Source organism: Siccibacter colletis (assembly GCF_000696575.1).
GTDB classification, from domain to species: Bacteria; Pseudomonadota; Gammaproteobacteria; order Enterobacterales; family Enterobacteriaceae; genus Siccibacter; species Siccibacter colletis.
The window spans coordinates 16,612-37,241 of the sequence record NZ_JMSQ01000020.1; the positions used below are offsets into that span (position 1 = coordinate 16,612).

The window sequence follows — 20,630 nt, forward strand, 5'->3', positions numbered from 1 at the left end:
GGCGGCAGTCTGGCAGAAAGGCGATGCAGTACCAGCGTCAGTTATTCAGCTCTGAAAGCGTCTCGAAAGAAATTTTAGCGGTTGCAGAAAGATGCAAAAAAAATGGAATTCGCGTCGTAAAGCTAAAAACAGGCGTAAAAAAACCGGCGCGAAAGCGACGCCGGTTGTGTCAGGATAATTTCATCAGATAGCGACGGGGGCTTTAATCGCAGGATGCGGATCGTAGCCTTCGATTTCAAAATCGTCGAAGCGGTAATCAAACAGCGAAGCCGGCTTGCGTTTGATAATCAGCTTCGGCAACGGACGCGGTTCACGGGTCAGCTGCAGTCGGGTTTGATCGAGGTGATTGCTGTACAGGTGAGTATCCCCACCGGTCCAGACAAAATCGCCCACTTCCAGGTCACACTGTTGAGCCATCATATGCACCAGTAAGGCATAACTGGCGATGTTAAACGGCAGGCCCAGGAACACGTCGCAGGAACGCTGATATAGCTGACAGGAAAGCTTGCCATCGGCGACATAGAACTGGAAAAACGCGTGGCACGGCGCCAGGGCCATCTTGTCCAGCTCACCCACGTTCCAGGCGGAGACAATAATACGACGTGAATCAGGGTCGTTTTTTAGTTGCTCCAGCACGGTGGAAAGCTGGTCAATATAACGGCCGTCTGGCGTAGCCCATGAGCGCCACTGTTTGCCATAGACCGGCCCGAGATCGCCGTTTTCATCTGCCCATTCGTCCCAGATGGTGACGTTATTTTCGTGCAGATAAGCGACGTTAGTATCGCCATTAAGGAACCACAGCAGTTCATGAATGATGGAGCGCAAATGGCAACGTTTCGTTGTTACCAGCGGGAACCCCTGCTGCAGGTTGAAGCGCATCTGATGGCCAAAAATAGACAGTGTGCCGGTGCCGGTACGATCGTTTTTTGGGGTGCCTTCATCAAGCACCTTCTGCATCAGGTCAAGATACTGTTTCATGGGTCCTCACGAAATTTGTGGCTGCGGGCGACGACGATATGCCCATACCATCATGGCGATGCCTGCCAGAATCATCGGGATGGAGAGAATCTGCCCCATGCTGATGTACTGAACCCACGCGCCGGTAAACTGCGCATCGGGCTGGCGGAAGAATTCCACGATGATACGGAACGCGCCATAGCCAATCAGGAACAGACCGGAGACAGCGCCCATCGGACGAGGCTTACGAATGTACAGGTTGAGGATGATAAACAGCACGATCCCTTCAAGCACCATCTCGTACAGCTGAGAAGCATGACGCGGCAGTACACCGTATGTGTTGAACAGCGTTTGCCATTCCGGGTGAGTAGCCAGCAGAGCGGCATCTTCGCCACGCGAACCGGGGAACAGCATCGCCAGTGAGAAGTTCGGATCGACGCGGCCCCACAGTTCGCCGTTGATGAAGTTGCCCAGACGTCCGGCCCCCAGGCCAAACGGGATCAGCGGCGCGATAAAGTCGCCAACCTGGAAGAAGTGGCGTTTGGTACGTTTAGCAAATATCAGCATGACGACAATCACACCGATAAGCCCGCCGTGGAACGACATCCCACCGTCCCAGACGCGGAACAGATAGAGTGGGTTCTCAAGGAACAGCGGCAGGTTGTAGAAGAAGACATACCCGATGCGGCCGCCTAAAAATACGCCAAGGAAACCGGCATAAAGCAGATTTTCGACTTCGTTTTTGGTCCAGCCGCTGCCCGGGCGATTAGCGCGACGCACCGCAAGCCACAGAGCAAAGACGAAACCGACGAGGTACATCAGACCGTACCAATGAAGAGAGAGCGGACCGATTGAGAAAATTACCGGATCAAACTCTGGAAAACGCAGATAGCCACTATTCATCTGTCACCACGATTCGTTGTTATACCGCTGAAGTGGACAGCGGGTGATAAGCATGCCCGTCAGGCGGGCGCCATAAGGTGGCGAATCATAACATAAACGTAACCGGCTCGGGTGGCTGCAAGTTTTAAAAGATATGTAATACCGGGACCGGTGGAAAAGGCAGGTGAACGCAGACAAGTTCAGCGGAATGCGACGACAGCGCAGCGTAGCGGCAGAGAGTAAAGCGCAGGACTTAACGCCCGCCGCGAATGAGCCCGCCCATGCCACGGCGCTCCATAAACGCCGCCACCTGATGCCGGACTTCGGTGGCAAGCTGTGCCTCGAGACTCCGTCGGGCCAGGGTCTGCGCGTCTTCAAGATCGATATGGCGCAGTAAGTATTTTACGCGCGCGACCGAGCGGCCATTCATAGACAGATGACGGTAACCCATGCCCACCAGCAACGCGACGCACATTGGGTCACCCGCCATTTCGCCACACAGGCAAAGCTCGATTTCAGCGCGCTGTGCTTCCTGGGCGATATGCGCCAGCACGCGCAGCATGGCCGGATGCAACGTATCGTACAGGTTCGCGACCCGCGTGTTGTTGCGATCGACTGCCAGCAGGTACTGGGTCAGGTCATTGGTGCCAACCGAGATAAAATCTACGCGGCTGGCCAGGTTCGGCAGCATGAAGACCATTGAGGGAACTTCAATCATGACGCCAACGGGAGGCTTCGGAATGGCGTAACCCAGCATCTCTTCGACTTCGCGGCCGGCGCGGTCAATCAGGCGACGCGCTTCGTCAACTTCATCGATGCTGGAGATCATCGGCAGCAGGATGCTGAGGTTACCGGTCGCGGCATTGGCACGCAGCATCGCACGCACCTGGATCAAAAAGATCTCAGGCTGATCGAGGGTGATGCGGATCCCGCGCCAGCCGAGGCAGGGATTTTCCTCGCTAATCGGCATGTACGGCAGCTGCTTATCAGCACCCACGTCCAGGGTGCGTAGGGTGACCGGCTTATCGTTGAACATTTGCAGCATTCCCTGATACTGCGCAACCTGCTCCTCTTCAGAGGGGAAGCCGCTTTGCAGCATGAAGGGAATTTCGGTGCGGTACAGACCAATGCCGTCGATGCGGCTGCCAAGCTTCTGCTCATGTTCAGGGCTTAACCCGGCGTTAAGCATGACCTGAACGCGCTCACCACTTTTGAGTTCTGCGGGCTGTTCAACATCATCTTCAGCCAGCCGGCTTAACTCATTCTCCTGGCTGATGAGACGCTGATATTCCTGTAACAGCAGCGGCTCAGGATCGACCAGCAGTTCGCCGCGGTAGCCGTCCACTACCAGGGTGCGCTGATGGAGGACAGACGGCTGAATGTCGGCACCCATAACGGTAGGAATGCCCAGCGCACGCACCATGATGGCGGCATGAGAGTTAGCTGCGCCGTCACGAACCACGACCCCAACCAGACGATCCTGTGGCAGTTCAGCAAGCGTGGTGGCAGAAAGCTCATCTGCCACCAGCACAAAACGTTCCGGCCAGGTATTTGGCCCCTGAATAGTATCGTCGAGATGGAACAGCAGACGCTGCCCAAGCGTGCGCAGGTCGCCAGCGCGCTCTTTAAGATAGCCATCGGTCAGGGCCGCAAACTGCTCGGCAAATTTTTCGACAACCTGCTTCACCGCCCACTCGGCAACCGAGCCTTTATCCACCTCAGCAAACAGCTCGCGGCGCAGGCGCGCATCGGAGAGCAGATGCGAGTAGAGATCGAAAATCGCCGCCGTCTCTTTCTGCGCACCGGCAGCAAAACGCTTGCTGTAACGACGAAACTCCGCTGCGGCCTCTTCAAGCGCGGCAGTAAGTCTTTCGCGCTCAAGAGCGGTATCCAGCGTCGATGCGGCTGAAACCTGCTCCATCAATGGCAGAGTGGAATCCATCCAGCCCTGAGCTACCGCCACGCCAGAGGAAGCGGGCAGCGCACGAATACGCGTATGGCGGTACTGGCCAAACAGCGCCGCCAGCTGGGACTGAGAGAGGATTGCCGCCATCTGGGTGGCGAGAGTGACCAGGAATGACTCTTCACTTTCATCGTACTGGCGCAGTTCGCGCTGCTGCACGACCAGCACGCCAAGCAGCTGGCGACGCTGAATAATAGGTACGCCGAGAAAAGCGCGGAAGCGCTCCTCTTTTACCGCAGGAATGTATTTGAAGCTGGGGTGCTTTTGCGCATCCGCAAGGTTGATGGGTTCGGCAAGCCGGCCCACCAGGCCGACAATACCTTCATCAAAGGCAAGAGTGACGGTGCGACCGCGCGGTTTTTTAAGACCGCGCGTCGCCATCAGGTAGTAGCAACGTCTGTCATGATCCGCGAGATACACCGAGCAGACCTCGGTGTCCATTGCGAGGCAGATATCAGTCACCAGAATATTGAGCGCCTCGTTGAGGCGCGGGGCGCTGGCAACCTTTTCGACTATTTCTCGCAGGCGGGTGAGCATGATTACGTGGCTTAACCTCTTTTACGTCGATAAGCAGGCGGCGAATTCCGCTGCGGAGTTGTCTCCTGCAAAGCCATCACTACGCTGGCGAACTCTTTCATCACCCGGCGGTAAACATCGCGTTTAAACGAAACAACCTGGCGCACCGGATACCAGTAGCTTACCCAGCGCCAGCCATCGAACTCAGGCGTGCTGCTGGTTTGCATATTGATATCGGCATCGTTGCTCATTAACTGCAGAAGAAACCATTTTTGCTTTTGGCCGATACACACCGGCTTTGTATCCCAACGCACCAAACGTTTTGGTAACTTGTAACGTAACCAGTTGCGGGTGGAGGCCAGTATGCGGACATCTTTTCTCTGGAGACCTACTTCTTCGAAAAGCTCCCGATACATCGCCTGCTCTGCCGACTCGCCTGGATTGATCCCACCCTGCGGGAACTGCCAGGAGTGCTGACCAAAGCGCCTGGCCCACATCACCTGGCCCTGACGGTTACAGATTACGATACCAACATTCGGGCGGTAGCCATCATCGTCGATCACGGGACTACCTCAAATAAACCTGAATATTAACGATTGTTTCATACTCCTTTGTGACGGTAAACCACTCTCTTGCGGCCCCGTTACCCGGATAACATTTAAATAACTCACAAAAATGATGATAGTTATAAACAAGCATGGTGTGTGTCAGGCGGTTTTATTCACTTTTTCTGTGGATATCACTGTGAAGAAGTGAATGATTACCGGAGGACAAGTGAGAAAGTTCCTGGAGGACGCGCAGAAACGCCTTAATTTTTCTTGCTTAAATTCATCATGTTACTCGTACCACCCAGCGTCTCACGCCGCTTTGTGTGATGATCGTCACATCAACGATCCTGGTGATGATGAAAGATCGACCAGAGACGTATTTATCCACAGATAATGCCAGTTTCCTGGCCAGCTATTGGGTAAAATTTCGATTATCCGCATCCGTCAAGGCTGTGGATCGAACCAGTAGTGGTAAGTTTTCCCAGTTATCCCATTTTTCTGTGGATAACATGGTGTAAGATCCTGTTTATTGTCAGTGACCAGTTTTGGAAAACCCGCAGCCGTCATCGCGCAGCCAAAAATTTAACGAAAAAAAAGCATGTGAAATCATCATATTGCTTATGATGCACAAGTTCGGTTTCAGGTTTTCCACACGGTGCAAAACTGCTGTTCATTTTTTCGCCACAGGTAAAAGTTGTTATGCATGCCCTCGAACCATTAGCGCATCCCCCCGAAAACGAAGCGGAACTGCTGGCACAAGCGCAGCGGCTCGCGGGCCTGACGCTGGGGGAACTGGCCCTGCGGGTGGGGCTGACCCCGCCGGCCGATCTGAAGCGCGATAAAGGCTGGATCGGGGTATTGCTGGAGCTGTGGCTTGGTGCCAGCGCGGGAAGTAAGCCCGAGCAAGACTTCGCAGCCATTGGCATTGAACTCAAAACCATTCCGATAGACAGCCTGGGGCGCCCGCTGGAAACCACCTTTGTTTGCGTGGCACCGCTGACTGGCAATACCGGTGTGATCTGGGAAACCAGCCACGTGCGCCACAAACTTAAGCGCGTACTCTGGATCCCGGTAGAGGGCGAACGCGCCATCCCGGTAGCGGAGCGCCGCGTCGGCAGCCCGCTACTGTGGAGCCCGGATCGGGAAGAAGAAGAGCAGCTGCGCCGCGACTGGGAGGAGCTGATGGATCTGATAGTGCTGGGCCAGGTCGAACGTATCACAGCCCGCCACGGCGAAGTGCTGCAGCTGCGCCCTAAAGCCGCAAACAGCAAAGCCCTGACCGAGGCCTTCGGCGCGCATGGCGAACCCATTCTTACCCTGCCGCGCGGCTTTTATCTGAAAAAGAATTTTACCGCCGCGCTGCTGGCGCGCCATTTCATGATGTAAACCGCGCTGCGGGTGCTCAATTATTTTTGTATGCGCCTGCGGGGGCGGCATATAATTGACGTTTTATTTTATGGCAGGATTTTTTAGATGTTTGCATGGATAACGGACCCCAACGCATGGCTCGCGCTCGGCACGCTGACGCTGCTCGAGATTGTGCTGGGTATCGATAATATTATTTTTCTCTCTCTGGTTGTGGCGAAGCTACCAAAACACCAACAGGCGAAGGCGCGTAAGCTGGGTCTGGCGGGTGCAATGATCATGCGTCTTTCGCTGCTGGCGTCCATCGCATGGGTTATCCGCCTGACAAACCCGTTATTTACGGTGTTTGGTCAGGAGATCTCCGCGCGTGACCTGATTCTGCTGCTCGGCGGGCTGTTCCTTATCTGGAAAGCCTGTAAGGAGATCCACGAATCGATCGAGGGTGAAGAGGAAGGACTTAAAACCAACGTCCACTCCTTCTTCGGAGCGATTTTCCAGATCATGCTGCTGGATATCATCTTCAGCCTGGACTCGGTGATTACCGCGGTTGGCCTGTCCGATCATCTGTTTATCATGATGGCGGCGGTGGTTATCGCAGTTGGCGTGATGATGTTTGCAGCGCGTCCTATCGGCGAATTCGTGGATCGTCACCCCTCGGTAAAAATGCTGGCGCTGTCGTTTCTGATCCTCGTGGGCTTCACCCTGATGCTGGAGAGCTTCGATGTGCATGTGCCGAAAGGTTACATCTACTTCGCGATGTTCTTCTCCATTGCCGTCGAGAGCCTTAACCTGCTGCGCAGCAAGAAAAATCCGCTCTGACACGCCCGTTGCACGCTTCTTCCTCCCTTAACCGGGGGAGGAAGAAGTCTCGTTTTTACCGGTTTCATCGCCAAAAGACACATTTTTTAAGATTTCCCTCCTTTACCCCTCCCATAGTTAGCAGTTATTACTACACTCTATATTTATTTACCCGAACCATAAGAGGCGTATAACGATGAAGAAATGGGCTGTAGCAATTTCCGCTGTGGGTTTGGCGTTTGCTGTTTCCGGCTGTAGCAGCGATTATGTCATGGCAACCAAAGATGGCCGTATGATCCTGACCGAAGGCAAGCCGCAGGTTGATGACGATACCGGTCTGGTGAGCTACCGCGATCCGCAGGGCAATGAAATGCAGATCAACCGCGACGACGTATCACAGATTATCGAGCGCTAAAGTGTAAGGTCAGCCATCTGCTGGCCTTTTGATTTTTATTGCCCTGCCCACTTCCCCTTTGCCTTCCCCTCTGCCATGTTTATAGCCCCCTCTTCATGTGATGCGTGAATGAGGACGACGCTTGTCGTCAGGATAACCTGACGCTGACAGACAGATAACAGGAAGCCGGCTATGCATTATCACCGTATCCCCCATAGTTCACTTGAAATAAGTCAGCTGGGGCTGGGCACAATGACGTTTGGTGAGCAGAACAGCGAAGCCGATGCCCACGCGCAGCTTGATTACGCCGTAAGCCAGGGAATCAACCTGATTGACGTAGCAGAGATGTATCCCGTGCCGCCACGCCCTGAAACCCAGGGGCTGACCGAAACCTACGTCGGTAACTGGCTGGCGAAGCGCGGCAATCGTGAAAAACTGATCGTCGCCTCTAAAGTCAGCGGCCCGAGCCGCAACAACGACAACGCCATTCGCCCGAATCAGGTGCTGGATCGCAAGAACATCCGCGAAGCGCTGGACACCAGCCTGAAGCGTCTGCAAACCGATTATCTCGATCTCTATCAGGTACACTGGCCGCAGCGTCCGACCAACTGCTTTGGCAAGCTGGGTTATACCTGGACCGACACCACTCCGCCGGTGACGCTGCTCGAAACCCTGGAAGCCCTGGCAGAGTGCCAGCGTGCCGGGAAGATCCGCTATATCGGCGTGTCCAACGAAACCGCGTTCGGCGTAATGCGCTACCTGCATCTGGCGGAGAAGCACGACCTGCCGCGCATCGTCACCATTCAGAATCCTTACAGCCTGGTGAATCGCAGCTTTGAAGTGGGCCTGGCCGAAGTCAGCCAGTATGAAGGCGTTGAGCTGCTGGCTTACTCCTGCCTGGCATTTGGCGTGCTGACCGGTAAATACCTGAACGGTGCACAGCCTGCCGGAGCGCGTAACACGCTGTTCAGCCGCTTTACGCGCTACAGCGGCGAGCAGACCCAGAAAGCGGTGGCGGCGTATGTTGAGATCGCGAAACGCCACGGGCTGGACCCGGCACAGATGGCGCTGGCCTTTGTCCGTCAGCAGGCGTTTGTCGCCAGCACGTTACTGGGTGCCACCACGCTGGAGCAGCTGAAAACGAACGTTGAAAGCCTGAACGTAACGCTCAGCGAAGAAGTGCTGGCCGAACTGGAAGCGGTGCATCAGGTCTATACCTACCCGGCCCCCTGAACGTCTTCGCGCCAGTGAGACAAAAAAAGACCCGCCTGAGTGGGTCTTTTTTATTACTGCTTGCGGCGCCAGAGCCACAGTCCGCCGATGGACAGGGCAAACAGCACGCCAAACCCGACGCCAATGCCGACCACCGGAGCCCCGGCTTTTACCGCCAGCGAATAGAGTCCCAGCATGACCAGCATGGCGGTGTTCTCGCCCAGGTTCTGCACCGCAATCGCATTGCCCGCGCCGACGGTGTGTTTCCCGCGCTCCTGCAACAGCGCATTGAGCGGCACCACAAAGAAACCGCCCAGCACGCCGATAAGGATCAGCAGCCCGTAAGCCGGAAGCAGCGCCTGCTGCACCGCGAAGATGGCCACGGCTACGCCAATCAGCACCCCGGCAGGCATGCAGCGCGCAACCTTATCCAGCGTAACCAGCTTAGCCGCCGCGCCGGCACCAACGACGATGCCGATGGCGACCATCGCATTCAGATAGGTCGGCGTGGCGTTATCGGTAATACCCAGCGCCTGTGGCACCCACAGTACCAGCAGGAAACGCAGCGTCACCCCGGCCCCCCAGAACAGGCTGGTACCCATCAGCGAGAAGCGGGTTTCGTCGCTGCGCCACAGAGTGCGGCTTGCGCAGAAGAAGCTGCGAGTCATCGGCCCGAAACGCCAGGACTGGCCGGGGCGCGCGGCGTCGAGCTTCGGAATAAACAGGTTAGCCACCACTGCCGCGGCATACACCAGAGCGCACAGGCCCAGCGCCAGCAGCAGGTTGAGATCGGCGAGGATCCCGCCCATGACCGACCCCAGCAGGATGGCAGCGATAGTGGACGACTCCATCAGCCCGTTGGCTTTCACCAGCTTATCGCCGGAGGTCAGCTCACCGAGGATGCCGTACTTGGCGGGAGAGTACGCCGCAGCGCCAACGCCCACCAGGGTATAGCCGATAAACGGGTTCACGCCGAGGCAGATGGAGGCCGCACCCAGCAGCTTCAGGCTGTTGGCGAACATCATCACGCGCCCTTTCGAGAAGCTGTCCGCAATCTGCCCGACGAACGGGGCAAACAGAATGTAAGCACCCACAAACACCATCTGCAGCACCGGCTGGCTCCAGTCCGGGTAGAACTGCGCTTTCAGCACCGCCAGGGTAACGAACAGCAGCGCATTATCGCCAAAAGCGGAGAGGAACTGGGCGGCGATAACCGCCACCATGCCCCGTGACCAGATAGAGGGGGAAGTGAGTCCGGCATTATTCATGTGGGGTCTCTGCCTGTTCAAGCATGGTTTTCAGGGTGACGAAATCCGGTTTGCCGCTACCCAACAGCGGCAGCTGTTTGATATAGCGGATATCACGCGGCACCGCCAGTTCAGGTACGCCGCTGCTGCGCGCCTGTCGCTGAAGCACATCGCGCTTCAGCTCAGGATCGGTAGTAAACAGCACCAGCGCCTCCCCTTTAGCCTCGTCGCTTTTGATGACCGTGGCATGAAGCTTATCCGGCGATACCGCCAGCGCCAGCTGCTCGACCATCTCCAGCGAGACCATTTCGCCTGCAATTTTGGCAAAGCGCTTCGCGCGACCCTGGATCGCCACAAAGCCCTGCTCATCAAAGGTCACGATATCGCCGGTGTCATACCAGCCCGCTTCCATCTCGCCCGCCGCGTTCTCAGCAGCCGGTGTTTCCAGCACCCCAGGGTTCTCGACACGCAGATAGCCCTTCATGATGTTCGGGCCTTTAAGCTGCAGGCGACCGCCCTGCTCAATGCCGGGCACCGCCAGCAGACGCGCATCCATCGCGGGCAGAATGCGCCCCACGGTGTGCGGTTTCGCGGCCATCGGTACGTTAATCGAGACCACCGGCGCGCATTCGGTAACGCCATAGCCTTCCAGAATGCGCAGGCCGAATTTGTCCTGCCACAGCGTGCGGGTGCTCTCCTGCAGCTTCTCCGCACCGGCAACCACGTAGCGCAGGCGATAGAAGTCATACGGATGGGCAAAACGCGCGTAGTGCCCGAGGAAGGTAGAGGTACCGAACAGCACGGTGCAGTTCCGGTCGTAGACCAACTCCGGCACGATGCGGTAGTGCAGCGGGCTCGGGTAGAGGAACACTTCCGCCCCGGTAAACAGCGGCGTGAACAGCCCCACGGTCAGCCCGAAGGAGTGGAACAGCGGCAGGGCCGACATAAAGCGGTCATTGGCGGTAAAGTCCGCTATGGTGCGGATCTGCTCGACGTTGGCCAGCAGGCTTTTATGGCTGTGCACCACGCCCTTCGGATTGCCTTCCGAGCCGGACGTAAACAGCACCACCGCCGCGTCTTCGGGCTGCTGCGGCACCTGCGCCAGGCGCGGCATTAGCAGGTGGCTGAAGATCCAGGCTTTATCTTTCAGCGTGACCTCAGATTTCAGATCTTCGAGGAACACCCAGCGAACCTGGTCGATCTGCTCGACCAGCGGCCAGAGTTTGCCTTTGTCGAGGAACTGGCGTGAGGTGAAGATAGTTTTGATTTGCGCGGCGGTAATAGCGCTGGTCATGCCTTTCACGCCGGCGGTGTAGTTCATCATCGCCGGAATACGGGCGCGGGAGACGGCCCCAAAAATCACCGCCGGAGTGATGGCGGCGTTGGGCAGCATCAGCCCGATGGTTTCACCCTGCTTGCTGTATTTCTCAAGGATGCGGCCTACAAACAGCGTTTTCAGCAGCAGCCCACGGTAGCTGTCGGGTTTGAAATTAATGTCCTGCACACAGGGTTTACGCTCGCCGTAACGATACTGGGCGGCCAGCAGCGCCTCGAACAGCGTTTCACGCGGGCGTACCGCCATACGGGCTTCCATCATGATCTGATGCAGCATTTCGCCGGCGATTTTACGGCGATCCCGCGCCCGCGGTGCGTCCGGCATCGGCAGGGAGGTCGGCGGTAAGATATGCAGCGTGATTTTCGGAAACAGGCGGCGTTTAACCAGCCCTTTCAGGCGACTGAAGAAGGTCAGCTCCGCACCGTCGATGCGAATCGGCACCACCGTCGCGTCCGCTTTCGCGGCCACAAAGCCGGCACCCTCGTAGATTTTCATCAGCGAGCCGCTCACTGAAATCCGCCCCTCCGGGAAGATCACCACCGGACGGCCCTGGTTAACCAGGCGCACCAGGTGCTTGATCGACATCGGTTTGGTGGGATCGAGGGGGACAAAGTCGATGACTGAACTGACCCAGCGCATATACCACTGCTGGCTGATTGAAGTGTAGACGGCAAATACCGGGCGCACCGGCAGGAACAGCGCCAGCAGCACGCCATCAAGGAACGAGACGTGGTTTGGCGTGATGATCACCCGCTGGTCACGCAGCGCCTGCGCATCGCCCAGCACCTCGACCCGAAACAACACGCGCAACAGTGAACGCAAAAAACCTGTCAGCATAACAACTCCCTGTGTAGCTCCCCTGCAGTTGGGGACGAAATCGAGGCAGTGTATACGAGTTAAAAGCGAGGGGCGACCCCAAAAAATGGGCGAAAAAAAACCTGCGCATCCGCGCAGGTTGGTGCAAAGCATTGTACGAGAAGTACAGGAATTCTCACCAATCAATACCTCTGGGACTTTGATTGTGGATTGGCACCCTCACCTTCGCCACTGGAAAAAAGCAAAGGAATGCGCCTAAGTGCAACCAGGTGTGAAAAACATGTTTTACTGTTACAAGTAACGGAAAAAATTGGGGAAAACGTGCTGATGAGCGCGACTAATATCCCGGCATGCGCTATCACCGTGTTTTAAAGATTGCTGTAATTGTTACATGGCACGGTGATTCTCATCCCGCTTTGCGATACTCGCTCCGGCACCGCCCTTGAACTACCCACGCTTTTCCGCAACACTATTTGCAGTGTAACCGTTTACCCAACAGGAAGCGTACTATGGCGACAATAAAGGATGTAGCCCGACTCGCAGGCGTTTCGGTCGCCACGGTATCCCGCGTTATCAATGATTCGCCCAAAGCCAGCGATGCCTCGCGCCAGGCGGTACAGAGTGCGATGGAGCAGCTCAACTACCACCCTAACGCCAATGCGCGCGCGCTGGCCCAGCAGAATACCGAGACGGTCGGGCTGGTGGTGGGGGATGTCTCCGATCCGTTCTTTGGGGCAATGGTGAAAGCCGTGGAACAGGTCGCCTACCAGACCGGCAATTTTTTACTGATTGGTAACGGCTACCACAACGAACAGAAAGAGCGTCAGGCCATAGAGCAGCTTATCCGTCACCGCTGCGCAGCGCTGGTGGTGCATGCCAAGATGCTCTCCGACAGCGAGCTGACCGGCCTGATGAAGCAGATCCCCGGTATGGTGCTGATTAACCGCATTCTGCCCGGCTTTGAGAAGCGCTGCGTGGCGCTGGACGATCGCTACGGCGCCTGGCTTGCGACCCGCCATCTCATCGCGCAGGGCCACACCCGCATCGGCTATCTCTGCTCCAATCACCCGATCTCCGACGCCGACGATCGTCTGCGCGGCTATTACGATGCGCTGAAAGAGCACGGCCTGCCCTGCAACGATCGGCTGGTGAGTTTTGGCGAGCCGGATGAAAGCGGCGGCGAGAATGCGATAACCGAGCTGATGGGCCGCGGGCGTAATTTTACCGCCGTAGCCTGCTACAACGATTCTATGGCCGCCGGCGCGCTGGGGGTGCTGAATGATAACGGTGTCGATGTGCCGAATGAGATTTCCATTATCGGCTTTGATGATGTGCTGATTTCCCGCTACGTCCGTCCGCGCCTGACCACCGTGCGCTATCCAATCGTGACGATGGCAACCCAGGCGGCAGAGTTAGCGATGTCGCTGGCGGATAACCGTCCTGCACCAGAAACCACTCACCTGTTCAGCCCGACGCTGGTACGTCGCCACTCGGTAGTCAGCCCGTCTGACGGTTAAAGCGTATAGCGGTACAGGTTGACGCGGGTGTCGGGGTAGTCGATGCCCTCGCCAATATGCTGCCAGCCGAAACGTTCGTAGTAGTCGCGAAACGCCGCGTACAGATGCAGACTGGCATAGCCCTGCTGGCGCGCGTACTGAATCACATGCTGTTGCAGCGCCTGTCCCAGCCCTCTGCCGCGCTGCGGCCCGTCAATGTAGAGCGCAGCCAGCCAGGGAAAGAGATCCTGACGGCTTATCAGATCGCAGCGCCACAGCCCGACGGTACCCAGCAGCGTCTCCCCTTCCGTAGCGATAAACGTCAGTGGCAGCGCGTCCGGCTGCTGACTGTGCTCGATCACGCTGGCAAAAAATGCGCGGCTTAATCCCTGCCCGAACGCCTGCCACAGCCACTCCGTCACCTGCTCTGCATGGTGCGGAGCCTGATACAGCGGCTGGATCATCATACGATTTTGCCCTGAAAAATGGGCACTGACTCAAACAGATAGCCGTCAAAATCTGGCGCATCGGCATCAGACAGCTCCAGCAGACTGTTTTTTACGTTTTCCAGATGCTGCCACATTGCCTGCCAGGAGCCCATCACGTCGCGGCGGCGCAGCGCGGCGAGGATAGTTTGCTGATCGCTTAACCATTTCAGGCGGTGAGTACGGCTCTGAATATGGACGCTCAGCTGCTGCCACAGCGGGCTGCTGTCCATGTGGTGCCAGATGCTTTCCACCGTGGCTAACAGCATCTGATTCTGCGACGCGCCGGCCAGCACCAGATGGAACATTTTCTGGTTATCCTGGCTGGAATCATTGATGGCGATGGCGCGCTGCTCCTGCTCAAGGATGCGCTTGAGATTGTCGATATCAGCCTTAGTGGCCATTTTGGCGGCGAACGCCGCGATATTGCTCTCCAGCAACTGGCGCGCCTGCAGCATTTCGAACGGCCCGACGTCGCTGCTAAGAAAACGATCCTCTTCGGCGTCGTGCTCCTGCGGAATGCGCATCACGTAGACGCCCGATCCCTGGCGGATATCCACCGTCCCCTGCAGTTCCAGCATCAGCAGCGCTTCGCGCACAATGGTGCGGCTGACGCCGTATTTCTCCGCGATGTTGCGCTCCGGCGGCAGCCGCGAGCCTGGCGGGTAGTGGCCCGCAATGATTTGCGCTCTCAGATCGTCGCCAATTTCCTGGTACTGTTTTTTTTCGGGCGGGACAACTGCCTTATCCACAATATCACCTGTGCTCTGAATAGAGGTCTACCCGTCAGGCGTTATTCCGAAGGGTAGTGAACCACGATCGGCCAGAGCATCACCCCGGCCGATCGTTGGCGGCTAGCTTACCAAACTCAGTGCCTGATCGAGAACTTTCGCGCCGTTTAGCGTGCCGTAGGCCACCGAATCGATCACCGCGATGGGAATGCCGTGCTCGTCGGTGAGCTTTTTGTTCTCCGCCAGCTTGAAGCGCACCTGCGGACCCAGCAGTACCGCCTGGATATCCGCCGCGTAGCTCTGTAACTCATCGCGCAGATTCTGCTCGGGAATGGCGTAAATTTTCAGTTCGAGACCGCGCTCGGCAGCGGTCTTTTCCATTTTGGTCACCACCAGCGAGGTGGACATGCCAGCGGAACAACACAGGACAATGCGTTTCATCTGCGCTCCTTATTTCCAGTCATCATCAAGGTTCAGGGTCAGGCTGCGCGATTCGCTCACGCCACGATACCAGGTCGCCGACTTTTTCAGGCGGCGCGCGCGCTGGTGTTGCAGGTCAATTTCCACCAGCCCGTAACGGTTTTTAAAGGCGTTCATCGGGGAGACGTTATCGGTGAAGGCCCACAGCATGTAGCCCAGACAGTTGGCTCCCGCTTCCCGGGCGCGCAGCGCCTCAAAGAGATGCTCACCGATAAAGGCGATGCGGTAGTCATCTTCAATCACGCCATCGCTGTTGCGGAACTGGCCTTCGTTCTCAATGCCCATGCCGCTTTCAGCGATAAACCACGGAATATTGCGGTACTCATCCTTAATGCGCATCGCCATGTCATAGATGATGCGCGGATAGATCTCCCAGCCGCGGGACTTATTCATGCGGCGGCCCGGCAGTTCGAAGGGCTCGTAATACCAGGCCGGATGGAACGGCGTCTCCGGGTTCCAGGCGCGGGACGGCGCCTTCACGCGATGCGGGTAGTAGAGGTTGATCCCCAGCTCGTCCACGGTGTTTTCGCGGATAATCGCCAGTTCGTCGGCGGTGTACTCCCACTTCACGCCGTGGTGATCCAGCAGGCGGATCAGCTCCGCCGGATACTCCCCTTTCACCATCGGGTCGAGGAAGACGCGGTTGTAGAACAGGTCATAGCGCTCGGCGGCCTGCACATCGTGAGCGGCGCTGGAGCGCGGGTAGGTCACTTCCGGGTTGAGGATCGCCCCTACGCTGCCCTGATACCCCTTCTCGCGGAACAGCTGCACCACCTTCGCGGTGGCGAGGTTTTTGTGGTGGTTCCACTGCATCCAGGTGTGGGTGTTCTGCTCGTACGGCCAGCGCAGCGCATCCAGATAAACACGGGTCTGCACCACAATCGGCTCGTTAAAGGTGAACCAGCGCGTCACCTTGTGGTGGTAGCGGGCGAAGACCTTTTCCGCGTACAGCACGAACAGCTCAACCACTTTTTTCGATGACCAGCCGCCGTAGGTTTCAAACAGGTATGCCGGCAGCTCGTAATGCTCCAGACAGATCATCGGCTCCACGCCCGCCGCACGGATGGCATCGATAAAGCGGTCGTAATACGTGGCGTACTCTTCATCGATAACGCCGTTTTCATAGTCGGTAAAGAAGCGCGACCAGTTGATGGAGGTGCGGTAGTGCGTGAGGCCCGCCTGCTTCATCAGCGCCACGTCCTCTTCGTAGCGGTTGAACAGGTCGGTGGCCCCCGCCGGACCATAGCCGTCATGCCAGACGTGGCGGTCGTTTTTGTACCAGAGATCCATATACGAATCCTGGCCGTCCTTTTTGCCGCTCCAGCCCTCGGTCTGCCAGGCGGACGAGGCCGCACCCAGAATAAAGTCCTGCGGCAGCGTCACGGTGTGTTTACTCATATCGTCCTCACGCGTTGTTTGCCATTTCGGTTTTTGCAGCCTGCAGCTGCGCCTGCTCCGCACGACGCGAGGCAATTTTCACGAATGGCAGATAGATCAGAATGGAAACCAGGATACAGATAAGCTGCGTCACCACCGCGCCCATCGAGCCAGCGGTTGAGAGCCAGGCGTTAATCAGCGGCGGCGTGGTCCACGGCACCATCACCACGGCCTTACCGGCAAAGCCCATAACGGTAGCGAAATAGCCGATAGAGCCGGTGATCAGCGGCGTGATGATGAACGGAATCGCCAGGATCGGGTTGAGCATGATCGGCATGCCGAAGATCACCGGTTCGTTGATGTTAAACACCCCAGGGCCAAAGGAGAGCTTGGCGATCTCTTTCATCTCTTTGCGCTTGCTGGCGATCATCACGGCGATCAGCAGGCCGATGGTCAGGCCGGAACCGCCGATGCTCATGTAGACGTCCCAGAACGGCATGGTGATGATGTTCGGCACCTCTTTGCCCTGCTCGAACGCGCTCATGTTGACGGTGATCGCCCCCAGCAGCAGCGGCTCGCGGATCGGCTTGATCATCTGGTTGCCGTGAATGCCGATCACCCAGAACAGCTGCGCGACGAACATCAGCAGCAGAATTCCCGGCAGGCTCTGCATCACGCGCTCCAGCGGCTGCTGCACCACCTGGTACACCGCGTCATACAGATACATGCCGGTGACCTGATGGAATACGAAGCCGAAGGTGGCGATGACCGTGGTGGTAATGATCGCCGGGATCAGCGCCGAGAACGAGGCGGAGACGTTAGGCGGCACGGTGTCCGGCATTTTAATTTTCAGGCCGGGACGACCCTCCAGCCAGCAATAGACTTCGACCGACAGGATAGCGATAAACATGCCGAGGAACAGGCTGCGGGTATCCGAGAACTGGCGCAGCAGCACGTCTTTCACCACGTGCATCTCGCCATCCACCAGCATTTCAACCGTGGTTGGCGTCACGCAGATAAAGCAGATCACCGCCAGCAGGCCGGGGAACAGCGTCTTAATGCCGTTGATGCGCCCAAGCTCAATGCCTATCAGGAATACCGCGCCGATATTCAGGAAGTTGAGCGTGGCGTAGTTGATGGCGCTGGTGATCGGCTTCAGCGACGCCAGGAACGAGAGCGACTCAAAGCTGGCCAGACCGTTTTTCGGGTCGAGCACCATGTTAGAGATCAGCACTGAAAACGCACCGACGATGATCACCGGCATCAGCGTGATGAACGAGGCCTTGATGGCCATGATATAGCGGTAACTGTTGAACTTCGTTGCAAAACTGCCCAGAGAATCTATCAGCTTTTCCTGTAGTGCCATGGGGTTATACCTCAGTAAGGGGCGTTATTTTGTTGTGTAGGGTTACAGCTGAGTACCGTTTTGGTATGCCAAAACATAGTGGCACCCGCCGCTTTATTCTGTGACTTTGTTCTCACAACCTGTATTTGGTATTCCAGAAGCTGCATCAAGGTGCCTAATTGGTATGCCACATAAAATAGCGTCAGGTAGCGCGCTCATGAGGATCATCGGCGGATCGCGGCGGGCTTTCGTCGGGATCGTGTTTGTCTGCCGGAGAGGGGGCGGGAGATCTTACGTACCGGTCGAGTGTGGTAAACTGCATAAAAAACGGGGCTAATCAGGAATATCGTTGATGGTAACAATGCGGGATGTCTCTGCGCGCGCGGGCGTGTCGAAAGCGACGGTGTCGCGCGTGCTGAACGGCACCGGGCAGGTGAAGGAGTCCACCCGCCAGCAGGTTTTCAGCGCGATGGAAGAGCTTGGCTACCGCCCTAATTTTCTCGCCCGTTCGCTGGCGCACCGCACCAGCAATAGCATCGGGCTGGTGGTGTCTACCTTCGACGGTTTCTACTTCGGGCGGCTGCTGCAGCAGGCGTCACGCCAGACCGAATCCCACGGCAAACAGCTTATCGTCACTGACGGCCACGACACCCCTGAGCGCGAGCGCGAAGCGGTGCAGATGCTGGCCGACCGCCAGTGCGACGCCATTATTCTCTACACCCGCCACATGAGCGAGCAGGCCATTATGGCGCTGATCGACAACATCAACGTACCGCTGGTGGTGATTAACCGGGATGTGAAGGAGGCGCGCGAGCGCTGCGTGTTCTTCGAGCAGCGTAACGCCGCGTTTCAGGCGGTGGAGTATCTGATTGCGCAGGGCCATCGGGAGATCGCCTGCATCACAGTGCCGCTCGCCACCCCGACCGGGAAAGCGCGGCTGCAGGGTTATCGCGATGCGCTGGAGAAACACGGCATCGCCTGGGATGAGAGCCGGGTCAAAAACGGCGACTCTACCATGACCCGCGGCTATGAGCTGTGCCAGGCGCTGCTGGCGAGCCGCACGCCGTTCAGCGCGCTGTTTGCCTGCAACGATGATATGGCGCTGGGCGCCTCGAAAGCTATTTACCAGGCGGGACGGCGCATTCCGCAGGATATTTCGCTGTTTGGCTTTGACGATGCGCCCAGCGCACGCTGGCTGGAGCCGGGATTATCCACGGTCTACCTGCCCATCGATACCATGATCGTTACCGCTATCGACCGGGCAATTATGCTGGCCAGCGACCAGCCGCTGCCGCCGATCGCGCCCTTTACCGGCACGCTGGTGCTGCGCGAGTCGGTGACCGCCGGGCCACACTATCGCCACCCGGCAGCCTGATCACAGCAGCTCCAGCGCCAGCAGTTCGCTAATGGTCTGGCGGCGGCGGATCAGGCGCGTGGTATCGCCGTCCACCAGCACTTCCGGCAGCAGCGGGCGGCTGTTGTAGTTAGAGGACATTGACGCACCGTAGGCCCCGGTGTCGTGGAATACCAGATAGTCGCCCGGGGCTACCGCAGGCAGGGCGCGGGTTTCCACCTTGCCGCCCTCTTGCTGGGTAAACACATCCCCCGACTCGCACAGCGGCCCGGCCACCACGCTATCGATAAGCGGTGCCTGCGCCAGACTACGCCCATCCGCGCCAATGGCGGTGATATGGTGATAGCTGCCGTACATCGCCGGGCGCATCAGATCGTTAAACCCGGCATCCACCAGCACAAAGTGACGGCTGCCCATCGCTTTGGTGCTGCGCACCTGAGCGATCAACACCCCGGACTCCGCTACCAGGAAGCGCCCCGGCTCGATCTCCAGCGTGACCGGATGCCCGAGGTGCGCCGCGATTTTCTCGCGCGCCGCATTCCACAGACCGTAGTAGTGATCGGTATCGATCGCCTCTTCACCGTCGCGATACGGAATCGACAGCCCGCCGCCGGCAGAGATAGCCTCCAGATCCTGCCCGGACTCCACCACCTGGCGCACCATTGCGCCACACACCTGCTCCAGATGACCGTAATCGACGCCGGAACCGATATGCATGTGAATACCGGCAAGCTTCAGCTGGTAGCGCGCCAGCGTCGCGAAGGCATCCGGCAGATCGCCGTACCAGATGCCATGCTTGCTGTTTTCACCGCCGGTATTGGTTTTCTGGCTGTGACCATGCCCGAAGCCCGGATTAACCCGCAGCCAGACGCGGTGGCCCGGCGACACTTCGCCAAGCTGGGCCAGCATGTCGATCGACCCGGCGTTTACCGGGATCGCCAGCTCGCGCACGCGATCGAGCGTCGGGGCATCAATCAGATCGGCGGTAAACACGATGTCGTCCGGGTTCGCCTGCGGATCGTACCCGGCGGCCAGCGCGCGCTCGATCTCCCCGAGCGACACCGAATCCACCTTCACGCCCTGCTCACGCATCAGGCGCAGAATATGAATATTCGAGCAGGCCTTCTGGGCGAAGCGCACCACGTCGAACTGGCGCAGCCTGGCGATCTGGCGGCGAAGGGTATCGGCATCGTAGATCCAGACCGGGCAGCCGTGCTGCTGGCTCAGGGCTACCAGGCGGGAAGGATTGAGAGCGGTATCGTTGTGCGGGCGCGGCATGGGGCATCTCCTTACTATTTTCCTCATTACGCCACAGCCGCTTCGCAATA

Annotated in this window: 19 protein-coding genes; 7 read left to right on the forward strand and 12 right to left on the reverse strand. The window is 57.7% G+C overall.

From position 1 onward, the window contains the following. Positions 1 to 183: 183 nt before the first annotated feature. The 4 genes from thyA to rppH all read right to left on the reverse strand — a co-directional run bounded on the left by thyA (position 184) and on the right by rppH (position 4,881). Complete coding sequence (thyA, locus tag ET34_RS0116760) at positions 184 to 978, reverse strand: thymidylate synthase (protein ID WP_031523975.1); 795 nt, start codon at positions 976 to 978, stop codon at positions 184 to 186. Between the two features lie 6 nt (positions 979 to 984). Further along, the gene (gene lgt, locus ET34_RS0116765; protein ID WP_031523977.1) at positions 985 to 1,860 is read right to left on the reverse strand and encodes a prolipoprotein diacylglyceryl transferase; all 876 of its coding nucleotides are present in this window, start codon (positions 1,858 to 1,860) and stop codon (positions 985 to 987) included. 232 nt (positions 1,861 to 2,092) lie between these two features. Beyond that, entirely contained in the window at positions 2,093 to 4,339 is a 2,247-nt protein-coding gene (ptsP, locus tag ET34_RS0116770; protein WP_031523979.1) for a phosphoenolpyruvate--protein phosphotransferase, read from the reverse strand. Between the two features lie 11 nt (positions 4,340 to 4,350). Continuing rightward, complete coding sequence (gene rppH / locus ET34_RS0116775) at positions 4,351 to 4,881, reverse strand: RNA pyrophosphohydrolase (protein ID WP_031523981.1); 531 nt, start codon at positions 4,879 to 4,881, stop codon at positions 4,351 to 4,353. Between the two features lie 453 nt (positions 4,882 to 5,334). On the opposite strand from rppH, the gene ET34_RS23015 reads away from it, so the two are divergent. The 5 genes from ET34_RS23015 (at position 5,335) to ET34_RS0116795 (ending at position 8,656) form a co-directional block, all read left to right on the forward strand. Continuing rightward, entirely contained in the window at positions 5,335 to 5,490 is a 156-nt protein-coding gene (locus ET34_RS23015; protein WP_236633892.1) for a hypothetical protein, read from the forward strand. A 75-nt stretch (positions 5,491 to 5,565) separates the two neighbouring features. After that, on the forward strand, positions 5,566 to 6,252 hold the full coding sequence (mutH, locus tag ET34_RS0116780) for a DNA mismatch repair endonuclease MutH (RefSeq protein WP_031523983.1): 687 nt from the start codon (positions 5,566 to 5,568) through the stop codon (positions 6,250 to 6,252). An 87-nt stretch (positions 6,253 to 6,339) separates the two neighbouring features. Next, the gene (locus ET34_RS0116785) at positions 6,340 to 7,050 is read left to right on the forward strand and encodes a TerC family protein (protein WP_031523985.1); all 711 of its coding nucleotides are present in this window, start codon (positions 6,340 to 6,342) and stop codon (positions 7,048 to 7,050) included. A 175-nt stretch (positions 7,051 to 7,225) separates the two neighbouring features. Continuing rightward, a complete protein-coding gene (locus tag ET34_RS0116790) occupies positions 7,226 to 7,444 on the forward strand; it encodes a YgdI/YgdR family lipoprotein (protein WP_024549403.1) in 219 nt (72 codons plus the stop codon). 171 nt (positions 7,445 to 7,615) lie between these two features. Next, the gene (locus ET34_RS0116795) at positions 7,616 to 8,656 is read left to right on the forward strand and encodes an NADP(H)-dependent aldo-keto reductase (protein ID WP_031523986.1); all 1,041 of its coding nucleotides are present in this window, start codon (positions 7,616 to 7,618) and stop codon (positions 8,654 to 8,656) included. Positions 8,657 to 8,709: 53 nt separating this feature from the next. Here the strand turns inward: ET34_RS0116795 and lplT are convergent, their stop codons facing one another. Next, positions 8,710 to 9,903: a lysophospholipid transporter LplT gene (lplT, locus tag ET34_RS0116800; RefSeq protein WP_031523988.1), complete on the reverse strand. Its 1,194-nt coding sequence runs from the start codon at positions 9,901 to 9,903 to the stop codon at positions 8,710 to 8,712. After that, positions 9,896 to 12,055, reverse strand: a complete 2,160-nt coding sequence (gene aas, locus ET34_RS0116805) for a bifunctional acyl-ACP--phospholipid O-acyltransferase/long-chain-fatty-acid--ACP ligase (RefSeq protein WP_031523989.1) — start codon at positions 12,053 to 12,055, stop codon at positions 9,896 to 9,898. Before aas ends, lplT begins: the two co-directional genes overlap by 8 nt. Positions 12,056 to 12,543: 488 nt before the next feature. Here aas and galR point away from each other — a divergent pair, with 488 nt between their 5' ends. Further along, positions 12,544 to 13,551: an HTH-type transcriptional regulator GalR gene (gene galR, locus ET34_RS0116810; RefSeq protein WP_031523990.1), complete on the forward strand. Its 1,008-nt coding sequence runs from the start codon at positions 12,544 to 12,546 to the stop codon at positions 13,549 to 13,551. On the opposite strand, the gene ET34_RS0116815 is transcribed toward galR, so the two are convergent. The 5 genes from ET34_RS0116815 to ET34_RS0116835 all read right to left on the reverse strand — a co-directional run bounded on the left by ET34_RS0116815 (position 13,548) and on the right by ET34_RS0116835 (position 17,969). Beyond that, entirely contained in the window at positions 13,548 to 13,997 is a 450-nt protein-coding gene (locus ET34_RS0116815) for a GNAT family N-acetyltransferase (protein WP_031523991.1), read from the reverse strand. The genes galR and ET34_RS0116815 overlap by 4 nt on opposite strands. After that, the gene (locus tag ET34_RS0116820) at positions 13,994 to 14,767 is read right to left on the reverse strand and encodes a GntR family transcriptional regulator (RefSeq protein WP_031523993.1); all 774 of its coding nucleotides are present in this window, start codon (positions 14,765 to 14,767) and stop codon (positions 13,994 to 13,996) included. The genes ET34_RS0116815 and ET34_RS0116820 overlap by 4 nt, the downstream gene beginning before the upstream one ends. Before the next feature lie 102 nt (positions 14,768 to 14,869). Then, entirely contained in the window at positions 14,870 to 15,187 is a 318-nt protein-coding gene (locus ET34_RS0116825; RefSeq protein ID WP_031523995.1) for a PTS sugar transporter subunit IIB, read from the reverse strand. A gap of 9 nt (positions 15,188 to 15,196) precedes the next feature. After that, positions 15,197 to 16,624 carry a glycoside hydrolase family 1 protein gene (locus ET34_RS0116830; protein WP_031523997.1) on the reverse strand — a complete coding sequence of 476 codons (1,428 nt, stop codon included), beginning with the start codon at positions 16,622 to 16,624 and terminating at the stop codon, positions 15,197 to 15,199. Between the two features lie 7 nt (positions 16,625 to 16,631). Beyond that, positions 16,632 to 17,969 (reverse strand): PTS sugar transporter subunit IIC, encoded by a 1,338-nt coding sequence (locus ET34_RS0116835; RefSeq protein WP_031523998.1) that lies wholly within the window; start codon positions 17,967 to 17,969, stop codon positions 16,632 to 16,634. 340 nt (positions 17,970 to 18,309) lie between these two features. Between ET34_RS0116835 and ET34_RS0116840 the strand changes: the two genes are divergently transcribed. After that, complete coding sequence (locus tag ET34_RS0116840; RefSeq protein ID WP_169738125.1) at positions 18,310 to 19,323, forward strand: LacI family DNA-binding transcriptional regulator; 1,014 nt, start codon at positions 18,310 to 18,312, stop codon at positions 19,321 to 19,323. Here ET34_RS0116840 and lysA read toward each other — a convergent pair whose 3' ends face one another. Beyond that, on the reverse strand, positions 19,324 to 20,580 hold the full coding sequence (gene lysA / locus ET34_RS0116845) for a diaminopimelate decarboxylase (RefSeq protein WP_031524002.1): 1,257 nt from the start codon (positions 20,578 to 20,580) through the stop codon (positions 19,324 to 19,326). Between the last annotated feature and the right edge of the window lie 50 nt (positions 20,581 to 20,630).